Origin of the sequence: Bradyrhizobium sp. 170 (genome assembly GCF_023101085.1) — a bacterium.
Classification (GTDB): Bacteria; Pseudomonadota; Alphaproteobacteria; order Rhizobiales; family Xanthobacteraceae; genus Bradyrhizobium.
On the sequence record NZ_CP064703.1, the window covers coordinates 364,299 to 386,637 of the forward strand.

General features: G+C 57.8%; 15 protein-coding genes and 1 pseudogene. 10 read left to right on the forward strand and 6 right to left on the reverse strand.

The genetic code is table 11. From position 1 onward, the window contains the following. Nucleotides 1–85: 85 nt before the first annotated feature. Nucleotides 86–1,363 carry a serine hydrolase domain-containing protein gene (locus IVB05_RS01730; protein ID WP_247782730.1) on the forward strand — a complete coding sequence of 426 codons (1,278 nt, stop codon included), beginning with the start codon at nucleotides 86–88 and terminating at the stop codon, nucleotides 1,361–1,363. A gap of 620 nt (nucleotides 1,364–1,983) precedes the next feature. After that, a complete protein-coding gene (locus IVB05_RS01735) occupies nucleotides 1,984–2,412 on the forward strand; it encodes a hypothetical protein (protein WP_247787432.1) in 429 nt (142 codons plus the stop codon). Between the two features lie 221 nt (nucleotides 2,413–2,633). Here the strand turns inward: IVB05_RS01735 and ligD are convergent, their stop codons facing one another. Continuing rightward, nucleotides 2,634–3,521 carry a non-homologous end-joining DNA ligase gene (gene ligD / locus IVB05_RS01740; RefSeq protein ID WP_247782731.1) on the reverse strand — a complete coding sequence of 296 codons (888 nt, stop codon included), beginning with the start codon at nucleotides 3,519–3,521 and terminating at the stop codon, nucleotides 2,634–2,636. A gap of 603 nt (nucleotides 3,522–4,124) precedes the next feature. On the opposite strand from ligD, the gene IVB05_RS43695 reads away from it, so the two are divergent. Next, nucleotides 4,125–4,640 (forward strand): septal ring lytic transglycosylase RlpA family protein, encoded by a 516-nt coding sequence (locus IVB05_RS43695; RefSeq protein ID WP_346771823.1) that lies wholly within the window; start codon nucleotides 4,125–4,127, stop codon nucleotides 4,638–4,640. A 272-nt stretch (nucleotides 4,641–4,912) separates the two neighbouring features. Here IVB05_RS43695 and IVB05_RS01750 read toward each other — a convergent pair whose 3' ends face one another. Then, entirely contained in the window at nucleotides 4,913–6,625 is a 1,713-nt protein-coding gene (locus IVB05_RS01750; RefSeq protein WP_247782732.1) for a caspase family protein, read from the reverse strand. Between the two features lie 1,723 nt (nucleotides 6,626–8,348). On the opposite strand from IVB05_RS01750, the gene IVB05_RS01760 reads away from it, so the two are divergent. From IVB05_RS01760 to IVB05_RS01775, 4 genes are all read left to right on the forward strand, one after another. Continuing rightward, entirely contained in the window at nucleotides 8,349–9,107 is a 759-nt protein-coding gene (locus IVB05_RS01760; protein ID WP_247787433.1) for a Crp/Fnr family transcriptional regulator, read from the forward strand. Nucleotides 9,108–9,355: 248 nt separating this feature from the next. Then, nucleotides 9,356–11,128: an adenylate/guanylate cyclase domain-containing protein gene (locus tag IVB05_RS01765; RefSeq protein WP_247782733.1), complete on the forward strand. Its 1,773-nt coding sequence runs from the start codon at nucleotides 9,356–9,358 to the stop codon at nucleotides 11,126–11,128. 507 nt (nucleotides 11,129–11,635) lie between these two features. Beyond that, complete coding sequence (gene ltrA, locus IVB05_RS01770; protein WP_247780334.1) at nucleotides 11,636–12,967, forward strand: group II intron reverse transcriptase/maturase; 1,332 nt, start codon at nucleotides 11,636–11,638, stop codon at nucleotides 12,965–12,967. 365 nt (nucleotides 12,968–13,332) lie between these two features. Further along, nucleotides 13,333–13,743 (forward strand): GFA family protein, encoded by a 411-nt coding sequence (locus IVB05_RS01775; RefSeq protein WP_247782734.1) that lies wholly within the window; start codon nucleotides 13,333–13,335, stop codon nucleotides 13,741–13,743. Between the two features lie 371 nt (nucleotides 13,744–14,114). Here the strand turns inward: IVB05_RS01775 and IVB05_RS01780 are convergent. Beyond that, a pseudogene (locus tag IVB05_RS01780) lies at nucleotides 14,115–14,569 on the reverse strand (CarD family transcriptional regulator); the annotation flags it as partial. A gap of 683 nt (nucleotides 14,570–15,252) precedes the next feature. Here IVB05_RS01780 and IVB05_RS01785 point away from each other — a divergent pair. The 3 genes from IVB05_RS01785 to IVB05_RS01795 all read left to right on the forward strand — a co-directional run bounded on the left by IVB05_RS01785 (nucleotide 15,253) and on the right by IVB05_RS01795 (nucleotide 15,995). Next, on the forward strand, nucleotides 15,253–15,477 hold the full coding sequence (locus tag IVB05_RS01785) for a hypothetical protein (RefSeq protein WP_247782735.1): 225 nt from the start codon (nucleotides 15,253–15,255) through the stop codon (nucleotides 15,475–15,477). A 16-nt stretch (nucleotides 15,478–15,493) separates the two neighbouring features. After that, nucleotides 15,494–15,673 (forward strand): hypothetical protein, encoded by a 180-nt coding sequence (locus IVB05_RS01790; RefSeq protein ID WP_247782736.1) that lies wholly within the window; start codon nucleotides 15,494–15,496, stop codon nucleotides 15,671–15,673. A gap of 121 nt (nucleotides 15,674–15,794) precedes the next feature. Continuing rightward, nucleotides 15,795–15,995: a hypothetical protein gene (locus IVB05_RS01795; RefSeq protein ID WP_247782737.1), complete on the forward strand. Its 201-nt coding sequence runs from the start codon at nucleotides 15,795–15,797 to the stop codon at nucleotides 15,993–15,995. A gap of 298 nt (nucleotides 15,996–16,293) precedes the next feature. On the opposite strand, the gene IVB05_RS01800 is transcribed toward IVB05_RS01795, so the two are convergent. The 3 genes from IVB05_RS01800 to IVB05_RS01810 form a co-directional block, all read right to left on the reverse strand. Continuing rightward, on the reverse strand, nucleotides 16,294–16,503 hold the full coding sequence (locus IVB05_RS01800) for a hypothetical protein (RefSeq protein WP_247782738.1): 210 nt from the start codon (nucleotides 16,501–16,503) through the stop codon (nucleotides 16,294–16,296). A gap of 72 nt (nucleotides 16,504–16,575) precedes the next feature. After that, nucleotides 16,576–17,643: a class I SAM-dependent methyltransferase gene (locus IVB05_RS01805; protein ID WP_247782739.1), complete on the reverse strand. Its 1,068-nt coding sequence runs from the start codon at nucleotides 17,641–17,643 to the stop codon at nucleotides 16,576–16,578. 1,522 nt (nucleotides 17,644–19,165) lie between these two features. Then, nucleotides 19,166–22,252 carry an AAA family ATPase gene (locus IVB05_RS01810; protein ID WP_256473131.1) on the reverse strand — a complete coding sequence of 1,029 codons (3,087 nt, stop codon included), beginning with the start codon at nucleotides 22,250–22,252 and terminating at the stop codon, nucleotides 19,166–19,168. Between the last annotated feature and the right edge of the window lie 87 nt (nucleotides 22,253–22,339).

Sequence of the window (22,339 nt, forward strand, 5' to 3'; positions counted from 1 at the left end):
CGCAGCGCCGTCTAGCGTCGTTGACTCCGAGCTGGCGTAGACAGAAAATGACGATCAGAGCGGACCAGACCACGGGAGGGACATCATGATCTCACGTCGTCTTATAATTGGACTGCTAGGGGCGTTCGCGCTCTATGCGAGCCCAGTTGCGCTGGCTTTTTCGCCCGAAGAACGCAACGCGAAGCTCGATGAAACTCTTCGAGGATTGGTCGAAGGCCGCAGCACGCCAGGTATTGTCGTGCTGATCCTTCAGAACGGCCGCCCGGTCTACAGCCGCAGCGTTGGCGTTCGCGAGATCGGGAGCGCCGGTTTGATCGGCGAGAACGACATGTTCCGCCTCGCCTCAATGACGAAGGCCGTCACCTCTGTGGCGGCGATGATCCTTGTCGAGCAGGGCAAGATTGGCCTGGACGATCCGGTCAGCCGTTTCCTTCCCGAGTTCGCCAAGCCGCGGGTGCGTGGGACCGACGGCACCGAGGGGCCTGCGAGCAGGCCGCCGACGATCCGCGAACTTCTGACGCATACGGCCGGATTCTCCTACAATTTCATGAATAATGCGCGGCTCGTTGATGCATACCGCGAAGCCCGCGTCACCGACGGGCTAGACCAGCCTGAGGTAACCACGGCCGAAGCGATGCAGCGTCTCGCCTCCGTTCCGCTTGGTTATCAGCCTGGTACGGGGTGGGAATACTCGCTCGCCACTGACGTGCTCGGCGCCGTCATCGAGAAGGTGACGGGAGCCAGCCTGGAAGCTTTTGTAACCGAGCAGATTGCAAAGCCGCTGCGCATCCAGAGCTTTGTGTTCAACGTACCTGAGACCGTTCGTTCTCGCTTCGTGCAGGTGACGCGGCCCGCGCAGGTCACGGGCGCACTCGGCACGGGCTACGTTCCTGTGATGGGACCTGAGGCAGTGCCGTTCCCACCCACCAAGGGCACCGCCAATCTCGACCCGAACCGCGCCTTCTCTCCGACTGCCTATAACTCTGGCGGCGCCGGAATGACTGGCACCATCGGTGACTACGCGCGGTTCCTGCAGATGCTGCTGAACGAGGGCGAACTCGACGGCGTGCGGGTGCTCCGCGCGGAGACGGTCCGGCAGATGACGCAGAACGCCACCGGCAGCTTGCCGACGCTTCGCGGGCCGGGTTGGGGTTTCACGCTGGGCTTTGGGATCATGACCGATCCAGCCGCAGCCAAGAGCCGTCTTCCGGCCGGTAGCTATGGGTGGGGCGGGATCTATGGCACGCAGTTTTGGATCGATCCGACAAACCGCGTTGTCGGCGTGGTCATGACCCAGACGGCGATTATTGGCTCCGGCCCGATCTCGAACCCCATCCGTGAAGCATTCTATACGGCCGATTGAGATTCGATACCCCGCGCAGGGGGCCATAGCATCAAATGTCCGCCACACATGGCGGGCGATCTTCTAGTCGCGCTCGGCGCAAATGAACCCGCAGCGAAGTAGCGCCTTGTGCTCGCTGGCCGAAATCCGGCCGTGGCGTCGCACGAAAAATCCGGCCGTGGCGTCGCACGAAAAGGATCATTGCCAGAAGCAACGACGAGCGCATCATGTCCGCTCTGGGCTAACTCAGAAGTCCGCGCGGGCAACCGAGCGGTCCGCTTTGCGCCCTAAGTACGGACATCGTCAGCCCCACCTGCCAGGTCCGAAAGGCGCCAACGGCAGACATTCGTCGATACTAGCCTCGCTCTACAGAGCGGAATCATCGGAGGTCGCCTCGTTCGTAGGTAGATCGCGAACCCCTGCCGGAGGTGATTACAACCGCATCCGACGCTTCGGTTGCGAGGGGCAATCTTGGCATTTCGTTTCACCTGCGGCTCATTTTCAGGAGTTACAGCCGGGAACCGAAGTTGCCGTCCTACGGTTTGCGCCCAGACAATGCCATGAACCTGAACAAGTCTGTCACAGCTTCGCGCATCACGCAAAGCGATCCAAATCGGTTTGCTCGAACCCAAGGGTGGGACATGAAGTATGTAACGGGATTCCTTTTTGCAAGTCTGCTAATCCTCAATGTGTCAGACGCAAGTTCTGCGGTACGCATCACGAATGATCGAGGCGGTCTAATCGTGTCTTACATCGTAAAGTATCAGCGCCTGGCCTCATCGGGCGAATCCGTGATCATCGATGGTCTCTGTGCCTCGGCGTGCACTATGGTTCTCAGTGCGCTTCCTTACGACAAGATCTGCGTAACTTCGCGCGCGACGCTCGGATTCCATGCGGCTTGGAATTACGGCGCCAATGGTCGCGCCTTCTCTGATCCCGAAGCAACCTTAATGCTGTACTCGACCTATCCGACGCCGGTGCGCCGCTGGATCGCTCGCAGGGGTGGACTGACTCCTCACACTATCTTCCTGAGCGGAAAGCCTCTGCAGGAGATGTATCGATCGTGCTGATCAGACACGCGGGAACGATGGCCTTTATCCCTGCGCCTGGACTGCCGAGAAAGCTCGGGCTAACGACTGCATCATGGCCGACCAAAGCCTAATGCGCTTGCACTGAACTTGATGACTTGCCTTCGGACCGTATGTCCGCAACGGGTCCAAAAGGGTGACATCTGGTCATTACCGGCTTAGGTCAGCTTTACATTCAGCAACGGACATAAGAATAAAGGTTGTCAGGTGCGCCCCGTTCCCTTGGTTAGTCCTTTGAACGAACTCGCCCGCAGCAAGCCTTCCGAGGTGATGTCTCGGTATTCAACATTGGCGTAGAACTTCGGCTCTACCCATGTCGCCTTCGGCTTCTTGATAGGCTTTGTTAGCTTTGACTTCGGGCTGACCACCGTGTCGAGCTGCTTTCTGATCTGACTTGAGACAGTGCGAGACCAACCCGTCCCAACCTTGCCCATGTAAACCAGCTCCTTGCCTTCCTGCTTGCCGAGATAGAGGGCGGCGACGCCGCTTGGGTCTTTGACAAAACCGACGACCGGGAATTTCCCCTTCTGCACGGCCTTGATTTTCAACCAAGCTTCATTTCGCTCCGACCTATACGGCGCGTCCGCCCGCTTAGAGATAATGCCTTCCCAGTTTAGCTTCACGGCGTGCTCAAACATTTTCTGACCATCGCCGACGAGATGTTCAGAGAACAGAACCGGAAGTTCGATGTCGTTTTCGCCGAGCAGGTCTAACAGGAGCTGCTTGCGTTCGATCTGCGGGAGCCTGCGAAGGTCTCCGTCGCGCCAAAGGAGGTCGAAGGCGTAGTAGACCAGTTGATCCTGTCTACCGGCTGCTAGTTCAGCCTGCAGTTCGGAGAAGTTCGTGCGGCCCTCGTGGACGACGACCACCTCTCCGTCGATGATGGCTTCGCCGCGGACGTCGAGAGCGCCAGCGATGGTCGTGAAGCGTTTGGTCCAGTCCAGTCCGTTGCGGGTGTAAACTTTCTTACGGCCCCGGTTGATGTGCACCTGGACGCGGTAACCGTCATATTTGATTTCGTGAAGCCACTGGTCACCCTTCGGTGCCTTCGACCTCAACGTCGCAAGCTGGGGCTTAATGAACCCCGGCATCTGAACATGCTTTGACACTCACGAAACTCACAAACCCCGCCGCACCTTGGAGGGCAACGGCGGGCATTCTACTTACTTCGTGAGAATCTCGAACAATCAGGGGACGTGAACGCTCCTGCCGCCACCGATGCTATAAAGGTGGTCCGAAGGAATTCGGCTGGTTCAGAGGCGTGATGCCAACCGTGGAATGCCCGCTTTGCCCTCGAGCGCGGACATCGCTTCGTGACGGCCGCATGTCCGTGCTGAACAGCAGATATCGCGCGTGCAGTCAGTGAAGCCGGGAGCAATGCGTAATTGATGGGGTGCATCTAGGGGGTCGCGCCATATCGGCGTTGATCTAAATCTGCGCTTCCCTTTGTGAATGCGATGCGCTGCACCGAGACGGGTGTGCCCCCGTGGATCAGGAGCAACAAACCTCTCAACTAAGCAATACCGAGCGAAATAGACATTTCTTGCTGCGGTGCGCCTAAGCATCGAACTATGATAGCTGAGAAGCACCGGTATTTGTTCACCTTTACAGCCACGAGAATTCTACATGTGCAGGAACAGAGCATCATGAGTTTGCATTGTTCATTTGTATTCCATTTAGTTGTGAGGTCGTTCATGCGTCTTCTTTTTGGAATAGTCGCGATTGCGACAGTACCGGCTTGGTTCGCCGTACATGTAAATTCTGCTGCAGCACAGACCTTCAATGATAGATGGTCTATCATTCCAAAGGCGCACGCAGAACCGGCTCCCGAGGCACCCGACCAGACTAGGCAAAATCCGCCGGAGCGACGTCCGACTGCAGAACCGACACGTCGTCCGGAAGATCGCTCAGCCCGTCGATCCTCCAACCGGGTGTTTTCCGGTAAGGTCTCTTACTATTCATATCCGACGGGAAAAACAGCGAGTGGCTCCTCGTTCAATCGGAATTCACTGACCGCTGCCCACCGCAAACTGCCGTTCGGCACAAGAGTTCGCGTAACTGATCTTGCGAGCAGCAAGTCTGTAGTAGTTCGTATCACCGACCGGGGACCCTGGGTTCGAGGCCGCGTCCTCGACCTTTCACTGGGCGCTGCGCGCAGTTTGGGAATTACGGACCGCGGCGTGGCCCAGGTTCGCGGGGAGGTGCTTTAGCTTGTGTTTGCCAGGGGAAGTCTCGCAGCAAGGAATGGAGACACAAAGTATCAGGAGATGAGCCGCGGGTGTGTCATCCTTCGATAGCAGTCTCCACCATCGAGCGCACAGGGCTGAGCGTGTCTCTTAAGGGTCAAAGCGGACGTCATCGTTTCATAATTCTGATTTGTCTGAGTGCATGTACTCCACGGTCTAATGCTGGATTTGCGTCCGCCTCGGAGCGTCACATTGGATTTTTGCGCAAGCCGGGTGAAGTGCCAACGAAGCCGACGTTAGTTGCAGATAACGTTCTGATATGAGGATCCACTTGTCCAAGATTTGGCGGGATTACCCGATACAAGATGGCAGCCCTTCGGAACCGGTCGACAGCCACTCTGGTTACAAAACGTTTGCTGCGAACTGCTGCTCGCGGAATCTTGCGTGCGCTTCTGATCCTTTGTCCGAGATTTGGGATCGGAATTTGAAATTGCTTTCTTGTCTTCCTTTGCGTCGCGCCCCCTCTGAGATGTTTCGGTGACGCTTCCCTTTTCGATCTGCCATACTCTCGAAAAGTGGCCCGTCCCCGTTTTTCTTGCTCCCTCGGTGGTTCTGAGACGAGCGAGCAGACGACTGCGGCCGTCCAATCGCGCTGTGATCGTTACCGTAGCAAATCGGATTTCGAGCTCTCCATCCGTGATCTGGCCTGTGATCTTTGAGTATCCAGCCTGATCCTGTACCCAAGAAGATTTTGTGGGTGGTCCCCAAACATAATAGCCCGCAACCGTTCCGTTCGAGGCAGCTTCTGTCACAATGAGCATTGCGCGACGTCCACCGCCTTCGTAGCCATTCTTGTTGGCCCAAACTCCCAGAAATCGACGTATGGATTGCGGTACGTCCGGTTTAATCTCTCCAATGGCAAAACTTGGCAGTTTAAGTTTCAGCTCAGTTGCCAAGGCAGCTATCTTCGCCTCGTCCTCCCGTGACGGAGCCCGGCTCTCTGAGCTTTGCTGAGGGTGTCCGGGCTGATCGGCTGCTTCGTTCCTTAGTGTGAGCGGCTGAGACGACAAGCTGGCTAGTCGCTGTCGTGCATCGTTCATGCGCGAGCTATTGGGATATCGTCTTAAGAACTCTTCGAACAACCCACTTACGTCGGAGGTTTTGATTGCCTGCCAGAATTGCTCATCCTCTGTGGTGGGTTTGGGCGCCGCGATTTTCTCAAGCGTGGCTGCTATCGGAGGCTTCAGATAGATCTCGTCTTTTGATAGAGATCCATAAACAAAAGGCTGTTGCTCCCGCTTGGTCGCGGTCATTACGTCATCTCTTACCCGACGGAACAAAAATGAGATTTCCAGCCCCGGTGTTTCGATATGGCGAAGGATGGCGGTCGTGAATGGACTGTTTCGTCCGTCCCCATCGCTCGCCGTTGTGCCGTCGCGGGCCGCGTAGGCGACCAATACATTGTCTGTGGGCTCTGTTCGCGCCAGTCCTCGGTCGACGGCACGAGTGCCCAGTGACCGCTTCATCTTGTTTGCAAATGGATTGTTGCGGCACGCATCAAGAATAATGAGTCCGAGCGATCGCGCCTTGGCCACCTGGAGATTTATTGATCTGAGGCTGACAGCCTCACTTTCAATGTCGGTGTCATTCTGAAGCTCAGCATCAACTGGGATAAGCCAATTCTCTCCTCCGACTTCCATCCCGTGGCCAGCGTAGAACACTACGGCTACGTCAGAGCCGTCCGTCTTGCGGCCAAATTCAACGAGCGACTTTCTCATCTCGGCTGCGCTCGCGTTGTCGAGCCGAGTGACTTGGAAATTGAGCCGCTCCAGTGCTCTTGCCAAATCTGAGGCGTCCCGAGACGGGTTAGGAAGGATCGGCACCTTTTGATAAGCGCCATTCCCAATTACCAGGGCGACGCGGTCACCAGCGAATCCGGATTGGATCTCTAGGAGCAGTCCAACAAAACAAACAAGCGAACCTAACGCTCGAAAAAACAAGCGAGTCATGATGCCCAGCCCAGTACGGCCGCCTTATCGGCCAGAATCGCAACAAGCGATCCCAAATCACGACTATAAAGTATAGGCCATAAAGCGCTAGCTGCGAAAGCGTGAGTCCTATACTCCTCCGCCATGTCTGTTCGCGGGGGCAAAGCGGAAGCGGACATCGATCGGGACCGAGTCCAAGTCCGCTAATGACCCGATAGTGTTGAAAAAGTCCTTTTGGGTGACGAACGAAATTTCTGAGAACCGCTGATGTGTTCGCACGCGGCGACGTGAGGGACCACATTGTTTCACGCAAAAACGACCACCGACCTTCATATCCGCGCTAAAGAGGGTTGCAGCCGTAGAGACAGCTCAGAATCAATTTTCGCGAGATTTTCGGCGTCGTCCGATTTTCGACTTTTGCAACGGTATCTGCCAACAGGAGACATCGCATTCAGTAGCGTTGCGCCAAGGCTGCCTGCTCAGTCCTCGACGTATAAGACCACGATGGCGATCAGTGTAGCCACCATCATGACCGACATCGTGACAAACCGCATCTTCCGCATCGGCATCAAATCAGGCGAACGTAGGTGACGGCATGCTCCTCGTCGTATGCGGTGAGCGTTGGACCGGTAGGCGCGAGACCAGCGACTTGCGGATTGAGTTGCGGCTCTTTCATACGTGCCCTCGGTTTTTGGCGAAACGCGTCGGAAAGGACAGCTATTCCCAATGACTGGCTGATCCTCGTATTCAACATGAGTAAAAGGTGGAGATCGATGTTACGCCGCGTGCGTGGAGAAGAGCACCTTTTGCTGCGCAAGTACTTCTGCGCGGCAACTGCATAGATACTGCCTTTGTACTTACTCTCTTCCTTTACTCGCCGCGCTATCCTGTCGCGGCCCCCCCACCCGCATTTATCCGTTCGTACAATGAGGACTCAACGTTGAGCCGACGCACAGTTGGAATGCCCGAGGCCGATGAATTGAAAGACATGACAAGGTTGTTAGCGAGCTTATGGGAAGCCGCGCAACGGCTTCCTGAGGGATCAGAGCGACAGGATGCGTTCAGACAGATTGGTAGCTTTCATAGGCGGGTGGCGGCATTAATTACACGCCCCCTTTAGGCTCTCAGGGGTGTCGTGTCGGGCTCTGCGGTGGCTACCGATCCAACTCGCGCCGGAAGATTGCGTTTTGGAAGTTGGCGAACTTGATAAGACTGGCATTATGCCATTGGGTTTTCCATGCCGTCGAAAATTGGGGGTTTGGTACAATGCTTGGGCCGATGAGCCGATTTTGATTTGTCCGACGCACTGGAGGATCTGGCGCGCGCCAACAAGTTGGTAAGCTGATTTGCGAGCACGCGCCCTTTTTGAACCACGTTATGAGGACAGCGCTTTGTTTCGCTATATTGCCCATTCCCACGCTTGCGCTCGCTCAAGGCGCAACACCGGCAAAGCGACCGACCGTCGGCGCGAAGCCGCTCGTTCAGGTGATGCCGAGGGCGCGTTACCCATGCACATTTGACAGTTGCGTCCGGCAGCCATTTGCATCTAACCCGCCTCTCGATGCTGCGAGCAGAAAATCCGCCTCGCGGCCAAACCGTTTGGAGTTTGTTTTTCCGAGTGAAGGTGTCTCGTAGTGAGTTCAATATCGATGCGCGTAGAGGATAAACCTATGTTGAGACCGCCATTCCGCGACGCTCCAAATGGAGCAGGCTGCGGATGCCTCACCGCAGGTTCCCCGCGGTGATGGCTCCCGGCGGAATTTCCAACGGCCTTCTTGCAGCGCTGCCAGCGACGGACCTCGATTTTCTGAGGCCCGAGCTAGCGATGGTCGCGCTCGATCAGGACGCGGTCCTTTCGCGCGCGGGTGAGCCGATAGAGTATGTCTTCTTCCCTCATGGCGGGGCCATCTCGTTGATGATCGACATGGCGGACGGACAGACGGTTGCCACAGCCGCAGTCGGACGCGAGGGGGCCGTAGGCATGCTCTCGGTGCTCGGGCCGTCACCGTCGGCCGCTACCGCAATCGTCCATGCGGCGGGCACCGCCGCGCGGATCTCTGCGTCGCGATTTCACGCCGCTTTCAACCGCAGTCCGGCGATCCGGAACTTGGTCCAGAATCACGTCAGGGCGATGCTGATACAGTTCCAGCTCGGCTCGGCCTGCAACGCGCTGCACCCGGTCGAAGCCCGCATGGCTCGCTGGCTACTCCAGCTTCGCGACCGCATCGACCACGACATACTCCCGCTCACCCAGCAGGCGCTTTCGCAAATACTCGGTGTACGACGAACGACGGTGACGCTCTTGATGCGCAATCTGCGCGCGCGTGGGGCGATCAGGTCTGATCAACGAGGCAGAATCGAGATCGACCGATTGCGGCTCGCGGCGGCAGCGTGCGAATGCCACGATACCATGCGTCTCGAAGTCGAGGAGATCTTCTCTATCAATATGCCCGATCTCGCGCGGTGGCGCGTCTCGGGAGTTGAATCGGGCGATACTATATGAGGGCGTTTCGACCCGACCGACCACTATCCCGCTTGCTGAGGTAAGAGAGAGCGTTAGCGGTCAGCCAATGTCAGCTGTGGGTCAAACTGAGAAGTCAGGGCGTACAACCAGGAAGTCGACTTCGCCCCTAACACCGGACATCGTCAACGCCGGTGGGCATGTCCCAAAAGTGCCAATATGCGACATCAGCCTTAGTGGGCATCCCATCTGATCTGTCGTATAATCGCATCTAGGTTGGATCGTGGGCCATGGTGCAGGAGCGGCCAGTCCGGGTCGAGCGGAGGTTGTCGGCGATATTGGCCGCAGACGTAGCTGGCTACTCGCGGTTGATGCACAATGACGAAGAGGCGACCCATGCCAAACTGGCCGCGCTCCTAACCGACGCCGTCGCCCCGGCAATTGCCGAACACGGCGGCCGTGTCGTGAAGAACACCGGCGACGGGTTCTTGGCGGAGTTTCCGAGCGCGGTCGAAGCCATCCGAGCTGCCGTGCAGTTCCAGGCGCGTGTTAGCGAGCTTACAACCGGTGATGTGGAAGAGAGACGCATTGTATTCCGCGTGGGCGTCAATATCGGTGACGTAATCGTTGAACCCCACGACATCTTCGGCGACGGAGTTAACATTGCTGCGCGGCTTGAAAGCATCGCAGAACCGGGTGGCATCTGCATCTCGTCTGCTGCCTACGATCAGGTCCGAGGCAAGGTCGGCGTTGAGTTCGCCGATCTGGGTGAGCAGAACCTCAAGAACATCGACGACCCGGTGCGGGCCTATGCCGTTGACCTGAACGCGAAAGCCGACCGAGCTGCTTCGCTGCCATCATCAACTCCCCGGTTGTCCATCGTTGTTTTGCCGTTCGCAAACATCGGAGGCAATCCCGAGCAAGACTACTTCGTCGAAGGCGTGACCGAGAGCCTGACCACCGACTTGTCGCGGATCAATGGCGCGTTCGTGATTGCGCGCAACACCGCGTTCACCTTCAAAGGTAAGGCGGTCAACGTAGTGAGGCTCGGACGTGAGTTGAACGTCCGCTACGTGCTCGAAGGGTCGGTGCAACGTGGTGGCAACCTCCTTCGGGTCAACGTGCAACTGGTCGATGCCGAAACCGGCAACCACCTCTGGGCGGAGCGTTTTGACAAGCCCGTTGCCGACCTCTTTGACATGCAGGACGAAATCGTATCGAGGCTCGCCAACTCATTAGATGCCGAACTCGTTGCCGCCGAGGCACGGCGAGCGGAGCGTTCACCGCATCCAAACGCGATGGACTTGGTGTTCCGAGGTAGGGCTTGGTTTAACAAGGGGCTGACCCCCGATTACATGGTACAAGCGCGCGGCTTTTTCGAGCAGGCCATGGCGCTCGATCCAGGAAATGTCGAGGTCATGGTCGGTTTGGCGCGGATCGATGCCGTACTCGGAGGTGCCCTTATGACCGACGATTATTCAGCGCGGTTCACCTCGGCCGAGGCGACTTTAACCAAAGCGCTATCGCTCGCGCCGAACCACGCTTTTGCACACGTGTATCTGGGCTTCGTGCAAATATTTACGAAACGCGTGGCTCAAGGCATCGCGCAATGCGAGCGGGCGCTGGCGCTGGATCGCAATTTGGCCGGCGCTCACGCTCTCATCGGCTTCGCCAAGTTTTTACTTGGTCGAGGCGCAGAGACCGAATCTCACATCAACGAGGCATTCCGCCTTTCTCCTCGCGACACCCTTGCCGATCGATGGATGGCATGGGTCGGCCTCGCCAAGGCGCAGCTCGGTGCCGATGCCGAAGCAGTCGTCTGGCTGCGCCGGGGCCTTCGAAATTATTCCGCCGCGCATTTCCTTCTCGCGGCTGTGCTGGTGCGGCTCGGGGAGCTGGACGAAGCGCGGGCCGCGGTGCAAGCGGGACTTGCGCTCGATCCAAGCTTCACCATTCGTCGCTTTCGTGATGCCACATATGCACGGAGCGACAATCCGACCTTCCTTGCCTGGAGCGACCACGCCATTGAGAGCATGCGGTCGGCCGGGGTGCCTGAGGGCTGATGTCTGAGTTGGGTGTGCGCCGTGCAAAGGCGGCGCTTTCCAGTGGGTGCAAACCCCACCCGGCAACCGCTCCAGCCGGAAGCATCGGAGCAGCCATGGAGGTAACGAAGTGGCTGAAGCCTTCGATTAGCGTGTCACGAATTGGTGACAGCGCGAGTGTGCAGGCCGCAACGCGAGTGAACGCCGAGCAAGCCTCGAAAAGGACAATGCGCAGGTCGACCCGACAACCCTTTCGGGGAAGACTGATACGTCTGGATGAAATGAGCGAAACGATACGTTCAGACGCTGCGCCGGGGTAGTGGCGGCGGCATGTACACAAGGAAAGCGTACGCAACACGGGAAGCCCCATGGCGCGGTCAGCGATGACCAACCGAGCGCCCGCGAGGGACAGATCGGGCGCCATGGGGTGGCGGAGAGGTTCGTATTACCGCTGAAGCCGGGTAACGCCGGGGGAGGGAAGGGACCTCAGTTCAAGACAGACGCAACAAGTGGTGAGGGATTTGGAGATTGGGCAACCTATCAACTCCGAAAACTGTTCAGAAGCTGCAGAAGGCGTTGCACGCGAAAGCGAAGGCAGAAGCCGGCTATCGCTTCTACGCGCTGTACGACAAGATCAGCCGCGAGGACATCCTGGCTCATGCGTTCGCCCAGTGCCGCTCCAACAAGGGCGCACCGGGGGTAGACGGCCAGGACTTCGCGGACATTGAGGCGTATGGCGTGGAGCGGTGGCTCGGCGAACTGGCGCTTGCGCTCAGGGAGGAGAGCTACCAACCGGATCCTATCAGAAGAGTGTTCATCCCGAAGGCCAACGGCACGCTCAGGCCGCTGGGCATCTCGACCGTGCGGGATCGGGTCTGCATGACAGCAACAATGCTGGTGCTGGAGCCGATCTTCGAAGCCGACCTTCCACCCGAACTGTACGCGTACCGTCCAGGGCGGAATGCCCAACAGGCGGTGGTCAAGGTGGAAGGGCTGCTGTTCCGTGGCCACCCGGAAGTCGTCGATGCCGACCTCGCGGACTACTTCGGAAGCATCCCCCATGCCGAGTTATTACAGTCGGTAGCGCGCCGGATCGTTGATCGGCGCGTGCTGCATCTGATCAAGATGTGGCTGGAATGCCCCGTGGAAGAAACCGATGATCGAGGAAGGAAGACGCGCACGACCGAAGCCCGGGACAGCCGGCGCGGCATTCCGCAGGGCTCACCCATCTCACCGCTGCTGGCGAATATATACATGCGCCGGTTCGTGCTGGGATGGAAGAAGCTCGGACTGGAGCAATGCCTCGGCAGTCGTATCGTGACCTATGCCGACGACCTTGTGATCCTGTGCAAGAAAGGCAATGCCGATCAGGCATTGCAACAACTGCGCAAGATCATGAGCAAGCTGAAGCTCACGGTCAACGAGGAGAAGACGCGAATCTGCAATGTTCCGGAAGGAGAGTTCGACTTCCTGGGTTACACGTTCGGACGAATGTATTCTGCGAGAACCGGCCAGGCGCGCCTGGGTTACCGGCCATCGAAGAAGAGCATCAAGCGCATGGTTGAGCAGATCCATGCACTGACCGACCGAACCGGGACATGGCAAGAAACCACAAAGCTGGTGGGCAAGGTGAACCGTACGCTGCGCGGATGGGCGAACTACTTCCAAGTAGGCACCGTCAGCAAGGCGTATCGGGCGCTCGACAGCTACACAGCGATGCGGTTGCGCCGGTGGTTGCAGGTCAAGCACAAAACCAGGCGTCGCAAGGGCGGGACCTATCCACTCTCGCATCTTTACGGGCACTTTGGGCTCGTACGCCTGAGCAGGCTTGGGCACGACGTGCCGTGGGTGAAGGCGTGAAGTTTTGTCCGAGAGCCGGATGCGGGAAATCTGCCTGTCCGGTTCGATGAGCGGGGTGTGAAAACGGCGCCATGGTCGAGCCAGTAAGGCACCGCCAGACGAAAGGGGCGGCAACAGATATGCTCGAACCTAAAGCTACCGCGTCACACCTCGACTCTACCATCAACCGAAATCGGCGCTTGTGACAATGAGGTCCGCTTCACCCTCGAACTCGGACATCGCGCGATGCTGTCGTCGCAGCACCTCTTCGGCTGCGCGGAGTGACCCGAAGCACCAGGAGAACGGGCGCGGCCCCACTGCGTCTGGTGCGTTGTTCTCAAGTCCAGCCTACACTCTGCTACTATCAACAGCCGAGGAGCTGAGCCATGACCACCCGGCACGCCGCCTGCAGCTGTGGGCAGCTTCACCTCACGATCGAAGGCGAATCGGTGCGTATCTCCACGTGTCACTGTCTGGCGTGCCAGCGCCGTACTGGTGCAGTATTTAGCAACCAAGCGAGCTTCCGGCGCGAGCAGGTCACCTTCACCGGTAAGGCTACGACGTGGAATCGGACAGCCGAAAGCGCGAGCGTGGTGACTTTTAACTTCTGTCCGACATGCGGCTCCACGGTCTACTGGGAGAGCGAAAGTTTTCCTGGACGCGTCATTGTTGCCATCGGAAACTTCGCCGACCCGAATTTCCCGGCGCCGACCGTCTCGGTGTGGGAGGAGTCACGCCACCCCTGGGTCTCGTTGCCGCCCGATACTCCGCTCACGCGAACGGCGAAGCAGGGGTGACCACATCACATCTGAGGTCCGTTCCGGGTCATTCGCGTCGGGTTGACCGGATCAAGGCGACTTCCGGTCTACCGCGGTGAACGGACATTCTCAGGATAGGCGGGCATGTCGCAAAGGTGCCCAGAAGCAGACTTCACCCGGCCCTGACAAAAGCGGCCGACCGCCCCACGGAAAAGCGCTTGATCCAGTCCAGGCCGTTCCGGGAGTAGGCGGCCTTCTTACCGTTGTTGATGTGGAGCTGGACGCGATCGCCGGCGGCCAAGCCGTCGCGCATCACGCAGGCGTGGTCAGCGATCCGGGATCACGCAGAACGCGTCGCGCGATCTAGGCAGTCAGGCGCTACGCTTGAGCGTGCCGGTCTTCAACAGGCCCTCGAGCTCTTTGACGGCCTGTTCCTCGGAGATTCCGTCCACCAGCGCGATTTCTCCGCAAAGGCGGCCGAGCGCCGACACGTACAACTGCCGTTCGCTGAAACTCTGGCCGGAATCGCCCGGTCGGAAAAGATCGCGAGCGACCTCCGCGATTGCGACGATATCTCCGGAGTTGATTTTGCTTTCATATTCCTGAGCAAGCCGGGACCAGTTGCCGCGGCCTTTCCGGGAGTTTCGCTCAGAATCTGTTTCACTCCTTCGACCGAGGAGAGATCCGATGGCTTGCGCATTCCGACGTTCGCGGCTTTCCGGACGGGAACGCGGACGGTCATTTTGCTCTTCTTGAAAAAGATCACGAAGAACTCCAGGCTCGCTCCGGCAACGGTCTGCTCTTCAATCGACAGAATCTGTCCCACGCCGTGCGCCGGATAGACGACGAAGTCCGTCGCCTTGAACTCTAAGCGAATCTTCCCGTTTTCGCGCGTACCGGGAAGCGCCGAGGCGGCGTCCGGCGCCTCTGGGAAACGACCGGATTTCGCTTTTTGATCGTCCAAGCTCATGTCGCGGTTCGGCTCCTTCGGGTGTTGTACCGACTGATCGCCAATCACGCGGCAAATTATCTGAGCGTTCTAGTCGCTGCGGCGCGCTTCGCGCCGTCTTCGCTGCTACAACATCATTAAGCTCGAGAAGCCAGCATCGCCACGATAATGATAGCACGCATCGGATTCCCATCGAGTCGTGTGGCTTCTCGGCAACTTGTTCCGTACGGAAAAGAGGCCTTGGCGCGCTCTCGGGTGCCGTGGAAGATCTTCGAGATCACGACCGACGTAATGGTGAGCAGCACGGAGAATTACGGGATTCTCCACGGTGCGATCCTAGTTGCGGCTGAACCTTCTCGAAGTCCCTCGCATCTCCGATCACGACCGTCGCGGTCTGATCGGATGCAAGCGTCCCAACGAAGCCAAAGCAGCAATGTCCGAACTGCGTCAAAAAGCACAGCTCAAGCAGGAATGTTCGACGTCTGCTCTTCCCTGTGAAGCCACCGCCATTAAACTTAACCAGCAATCTTAATCAGCGGTTTTTCTTGCGGGGCACTGTGGCCGCGCTACCGTCGTCTCATCGGTCACGGAGGTGATCTATGAGCGATAAGAAGACGAAGGCCGAGCTGCTCGAGATGCTGGCCGAGGCGGTCCGCAATACGCAACCCCAGCCGGTCGGTAACACGCAACCCGAGCCTGTCCACGACCCACAACCCGAGCGGAAACGTAAAGCGCAATCCCACAAAACGCGGCCAGCGTCGCAGCGCACGGCCAAAATTAAAACCGTTCGGGCATCTGCTAGCCGCAAGCAGCGGCGTCGATAATGCAGTCGAGGATTCCATGATCTATAAAATGACGAAAGACCCCGCGCAACGACCGGAAGAAAAGGCTTTTCTACAAGCACATAAGCGAAGGGCGGCAACTGAATACGAAAAAGCGCAGGAAGCCTTCCAAAAGAACTATGAACGATTGCGGGCTGAGCGATTAGCTAGGGAAGCCGCGAAGCCCAAACAGAAATAGCACCTTTGTTTCGTGGGTTATTTCGAATACGCGCGAACCGATCAAGGCGAGGTTCTGCTTAACCCAACTGCTCAAGGTTACTACACACAATTGATTGCTAAGTTCCGGCAAAATGTAATTGATGGCTGTGGCGGTCGTCGCCGGAGCCGCACTCACAATGAAACAGCCCGATAGATATGCCGTTGAACTGGTGATTTTTAGACTGCTCGACGCCCTGGTGAAAAGCAAAGCCGTTGAGGTCAATATTTTAGAGCGCCACGTCCTAGTGCCGCTCTTCCATCACATGCAGGTGCACGAATCCTATAAGAATAAGGCAGGCTAGTGAGCAAGAACGGGCGCGGCACAACGAAATCTCCTTCGAATGCATGGACGTGGCATGCTCATTTGGAAAACGTGCTCAATCGCCTGAAGTAAGCTCGCATCAAGCCCAGTACTCTGAGACCTATCCACGGGAATTACTTTCGAGAGAGGTGGACGACGTTTCCATTAGATCGGGGCTCGCAATAGCTGGCCACACGCATCCATGAGTTTACGGTAGGTCTGTGCAGACTTGTGTCGAGCAAGCGCTGATTCGGTGATTTTACGCGGGAAGCTGGACCGGGAGTGAACGGCGGCAGTCCTCAATCTTCATTCGCCGCAACACGATTTCCATGGCCTTGGCCGAAATCCGACAACAGTGCTTCGTCTTTGTGCGTGGCCCAAAATGCCTGTAGCGCCGCCTCCTGCTTTTCATAAAGCACAAGCCCGGCCTTTCGTTCTACAAGCACGGGCGGTACACCGATGAGGTTCGCCGTCGGTTGCGAGGATCCTTCACGACTGACGACACCCAACTACCTGCTGTCCGTAAGTTGCAGCTTTGTGGCTCCGCCGGCACTCGGAGCCACCACGCCGTCACACGTAGCCTATGGTCGCGCCTCTAGGATCATATTGAAGGGTGTCTCCGCCGCTCGGCGCACACTTGAGAAGCCGCCACTATGGATGACCTCGCGCAGCTTCTTTTCGCCCGCCTGAGCACCGAGAGCCGCCCCAACTTCTTGCGACCGAGACGTAGGCAGGCAGATCATGGTCGAGCCGGCGTAGTAAAGGCGTCCGACCGGGTTCAGGTTTTGCTGCAGTGTGTCGCCTGCCATTGGCTCGACGATCATCCAGGTCCCATTTGATTTCAGGGACTGACGGATGTGGGCGGCTGCGCCTGCAGGATCACCCATGTCGTGCAGACAATCGAAGCAGGTTACGAGATCGAAGTCTTTGCCGGGATAGTCTTTGGCTAGTCCCACGGCGAATTGCGCGTTCGCGGCAACGCCATGGCTCTTGGCGTGCGCCGTGGCATCACGGATCGAGTCGGGATGAAAATCGTAGCCGACAAATTTGGATTTCGGGAATGCCTTGGCCATCAGGACGGTCGACCAGCCGTGTCCGCAGCCAACGTCGGCCACGCGTGCTCCAGCCTCGAGCTTCTTCACGACCCCTTCCAAAGCAGGCAGCCAAGCCGAGACGAGGTTATTGTGGTAACCCGGCCGGAAGAAGCGGGCTACCGCACAGAACATGCAGCTTGCTTGATCGCCCCAAGCAACACCGGTGCCCGACTTGAACGCCGTCTGCACCTTGGGCTGATTGTCGAGCATTGCCGCCATGAGATCGAAACCGCCCATCATGTAGACAGGGCTCTCCTCGTTGGCGAACACCATGGCTTGCTCGGCTGGCATTGCGAACTTGGCGGTCGCGGGATCGTAAGACAGATAGTTGGATGCTGCCTGATGCGATAACCATTCACGCAAATAGCGTTCGTCGACCTTTGCAGCCTTGGCAAGCTCCATCGACGTCATCGGTCCGTTGGCATGGATGGCCTTGTAAAGACCCAGCGTGTCACCAAGGCGGACCATGGCGATGCTGGATGCGCCACCAAGATCCGACAGCATCTGGCCTATGAAGTCGTTGAGTTTGCCTTCATCTATGTTCGTAGCAGGCATGGACGTACCTCCTTCGTTGGTTACTCACTGAATCATCCATTTCATTTGTCGATCCAACAGAAGCAAATCGGCGGACGGGAGGCTGCGGCCGACCAGCGGGCACCACAACAGCCATGGAGAGTGTCCGCCATGAGGGTGTAGATTACGGCAAGGGCATCAGTTGAGTTGGTGGCGATCTCTTACCCAAAGGGCAGCCCGTTCCCCCCTTGGGGGACTGAATCTGAGCGGGAGGCTCGTTGGAATGGTTCGAATCAGATGCCGATGACTTGGTCGCGCTCACAAACTCGGTTACAGCAGCGTTCGATGACCATTCCACGTAGCTAACAACGCCGAACGCAAGTGCGAGCAAGACGAGAAGCTCGACCACCACTGTGGTGCCTATTCCTCGCCAATGGATTTGGCTATTGAATAGTGGCATCGCTCGTCTCCCGAAACCGGGTTAGCGACGGCCTTAAATCACCTCGCAATTTTCAAATGTGAAATGCCTCACGTCTCACGGTCACTTGATGCCGAGAAAGAACGCCGGACGTCTTTCTGCTTGGGCGTTACCGTCGCGCAATGAACATCACTGGGCAGAGGAAACTTAAGAGGTACCAATGACAGTGCGGTTCCGCTGGTGCGCCAGTCGGCGGATCGGAGACAGGGCAGCGATAATGAATCACCACATCCCAGAACAATGCCTGATGGCGACGGTTAAGGAATTAACGTGGTCTGTTGGCGCAGGACGCGCGCATCGCCTGGAGTGTTCTTGCCCATGGTCGGACTTCGAGACGAGGCTGAAGAGTATCAAGAATCGTTGGCAAGACGGACGCAAATTCTTCGATCGGAGCAAGTAGACGAAGGGCTGTTGCCAATCGCGATTTGGCTGATGCTGTCGTTGTCAACCTCTTGAGATATTCTTGGGGCGGTTCCGGCTGGTATCAAGCGGGAGATTATGGTCCGGAACGGTATGGGCGAAGGATCTCGATCGGGCGTTCCGGGTACGGCAGAAAGCAGACTTCGCCAACAAAGGCGCCACTTTCGGCTTCCGGGGGCACAACGTGCCCATTGCGTTTTCGAGGACCTTAATCCTGTGAAGGTTAAAGCCGAAGCAACAAGCGCCTCCGGGTAACTTGCATTCATTGTTCATGCACATGACCGGGGAGCGGTACGGGAGCTGGCAAGTGAGGGCGGCATAGACACCGCAGATCCTCTTCGGATCTCGCATCACGGCCGCAGTAGTCGGCTCTTTTCGCAACAGCGGACATCGTCGCTGATCTCGCGTTCGTCTGCAAAGGGCCACTTTCGGCCTCGAAGGTCGACGCTGTATTGCCTGGCAACGGAGTCGGGTAACGGTTTAGCCTGACGTGCAGCACTCGGCGGTCGTATCGCCCCACGTAGGACGATGACGGCGAAAGCGAAAGTGGACCAAGCATGATGGGACGTGTTCGGCGAGCGCGCCGCCTTGGTCCTTTCTGCTGATAAACTGACTCTCCGTGCGGGACTGGGTTGATTGTCACGTCTATCGCACAACTGAACAAGTCTAATATCGTCGACGCAAGTTGCGGGCTGCTTCAATGTGCCAGGACATTCCCATCGTCTCAAAGCAGTTCTCTGCTTCGTCTAGCAGCTTGATTGCGTGCCTGTGCTCTCCGCGAGCAACGCGTATCTCTGCATCGCAGAGGAGCGTGACCGCAATCTCGTGGCGCGCTCCTCTGGCAAGGGCGTTCTTCATCGCCAGAGCGAGATACAATTCCGGCGGCTTCCGTGCGTGTCCAGAAGCCGAGGCGCGAGCCATCGCGCGATAGGACATGGCTTCGCCCAATCGATCATGCTTTCGACTGCTCAACAGCGCGCGTGCAGCATGGCGCCTCGCTTGCTGCCACCGCTCACATTCGACCAGGCTGTCTGCCAACCACCCATGATTTAATGAGACGAACAGCCCTCGATTGCGGTTCTCAAGCCATGACGTGGCATCTACGATCGCCTGCAGTGATTTTTGGGATCGTTGCAGCATCCAACTCGCGTATCCACCCAATGAAAGGCTCTGGGCATACAGATACAGGCTCTTTACACGCTCCGCGACTTGCTGGCCCTTGATCGCAGATGCTCGCGCAGCCTCCCAACGCCCCTGCCACAAATTGACAGCGCTTTGTAAACAAAAAATCGATGACTCAACCTCATGGCCCGAGTTTTGAACTGCCGCCAGGGATTCCTCGAAACATGCGTGCGCCTGCTCGAACAGCCCGCGGTCACCCAGCACCGATGCCTTGCAAGCCAGTGAGAAGGCGAGTGCAACGGGGAGCCGGCCGGGTTTGCGGAATTGGCGCTTGATCGTGATTGCCTCGTCCAGCAACACCAGGGACTTGTCGTACTCCCCCGCCGCCGCGCAGGCCTGCCCCAGCACCGCTCGAATTTGCGCGGCAAGCGGTTCGTCGCCGACGGCCGTGGCACGTACAAGCGCGGTTTCAAGGTGGCGCGTGGCATAGGCCAGCTCCCCTAGCGCATAGTTGATGTATCCGACCCAATATTCAGCTCGCGCAAGCGCGCGCTGATCTTCATGAGCCGTCGCCAGGACAACCGCACGTCGTAGAAATTCAAGCTGCTTCCTCGACGGATCAAATACGCAGGCCAAAGCCAAGCGCTGCACTATTGACATCCAGCGTTCATAGTTTTCCAGGGATGCATCCGGATCGAGAGCGGTGAGAGCAGCGCCGTACTGGATTTGCGCGCGGTCCAGAGCTGAGGCGGCGGCGGCCTTGTCTCCCGCGGCTTCTGCGTACTGAGCGGCTTCGGCCACCTGCCGGCATGCGCCGTAGTGATACGCAAGCAGCTCCCAGACTTCTTCTTGCGCGCCGGACGGCCCATGTTCTCTCAACGTGTCCGCGATACGTTTATGCAGCGCATTGCGCTGGTGCAGGCCAACCGAGTCGTAGATCACGTCGCGCGCAATGCCGTGCTTGAATCGAAGGGTTCCCGATTGTTCGCCGGGAAAAATGAGATCTTGCACAGCTAGCGTTGCGACGAGTGGATGACTTTCCCCACAGCCCGTGAGCCTTTCAAGTAGCCAAGCGGGGATGACATTGCCAATAACGGCTGCCGTGCGAACCAAATCAATCTGCTCGGGCTGCAGTCGTTCGACACGGGATTCGATAAGCTTGTCCAGCCATGCTTCGCCGCCGTGAATGCGGCCAATGTGATGCTGATCCGGGCTGTCGTGAGCAACGGAGTGGCACAACTCCTCGATAAACAGCGGATTGCCGCCAGAGAGCTCCCTGATCTTTGTAACAGTGAAAGGATTGGTCCCAGGCACCAACTGACGAATGATTTCCTCGGACTCGTCGGCGCTGAAAGGCGCAAGATGAAAGATGGTCGCACCACCGACCGCCACGTTGCCATCCCCAAGCTCGCGGCTTGCGACGAGCACGAACAATGTCCGATTATCAAGCCGCCTTATTGCTTCGAGCACCTGACGCGACGCGATGTCCGCCCACTGCCAATCGTCGATGAACAGCACCACTGGTATCGAGGTGACCAGGACATCGAAAAGCCTGCATATCGCGTCAATGGTGTTTTCCAGAGCAAGACTGCGCGATTCCAATTGAGCGCCCACGGCATCCAGCGAAAGGGCGCGCGAGAACTCAAGCCGATAATTGAGGAGATCGGGGTCCATCTCTGCGAGTGTCTTCTCAAGCACCTCGGTGGCGAGCGCAGCCGTCATTCCATAATCCAGACCCAGCAACGATCGGAGAATCTGAAGGAATGGCTGCAAGGGTTCAGCGCTGAGATAGCTTTCGCAGTAGCCTCGCAGTATCCGGCAATCGGAATTTGCTGGGCCGCGGAGAAATTCGTCGACGAGCCGGGTCTTTCCCATGCCTGCCGGCCCAACGACAGCGACATATTGCGGTTTGTCTCTGATGACGTCGTAGAGGCTTCCTTTCAGGGCCTGGAATTCGGTTTGACGGCCCACGAAAGGCGTCAGCCCCCGCATAGCCCGGGCTTCAAAGCGGGTACCCACCAGCGCACGCCCCAGGATCCCATAGACGATGATCGGTTCGGTTATTCCCTGGATGCTGAGCGCGCGGCTGGCGCTTGTCTTGTAGAAATGACTTTCAGCGCCCAGCGTTTCCTTGCTGACCAGAATCTCATCGCTTCGCGCGGCATGGGATAGCCGCGATGCGATGTTCACGGTGTTGCCGAGCAATCCGAGGCGTCCGTGAACGTCGTCCCCTTCAGAGATGAGCACCAATCCCGAATGAATGCCCGTGTGCAGACGCAGGCGAGAAACGTTTGGTGGGAATGTATCAAACCGGAGGTTTCGAACCAGGTTATGGAGATCAAGCGCCGCTTCGGTCGCTCGACGACCATCGTCCTCGTGTGCTTCCGGGTATCCGAAGCTTGCCAGCAACCCGTCTCCCTGGATTTGAACGATCGTTCCGCCGTGCTTTGGTACAATATCCTCGTAGGCGCGACGAAGTTTCAGCAGCAAGTCCGAAAAGTCTTCAGCCTCCATGGCGCCCGCGAGGCGCACCGAATCCGACAGGTCCGAAAACAGAATTGCAAGGTATCGGCGCTGGGAACTGTCTTCCCCATTTTGGCGACTTGACGAGTCAATTATTGTTGTCGCCACAGCAGCGCCCTCCTGTTAGGTCGGCAACTCCAAGGTCATCCCGACCCCAGCTACAGCACTCAGTGAGTACGAACAGCTCCCGTCCTC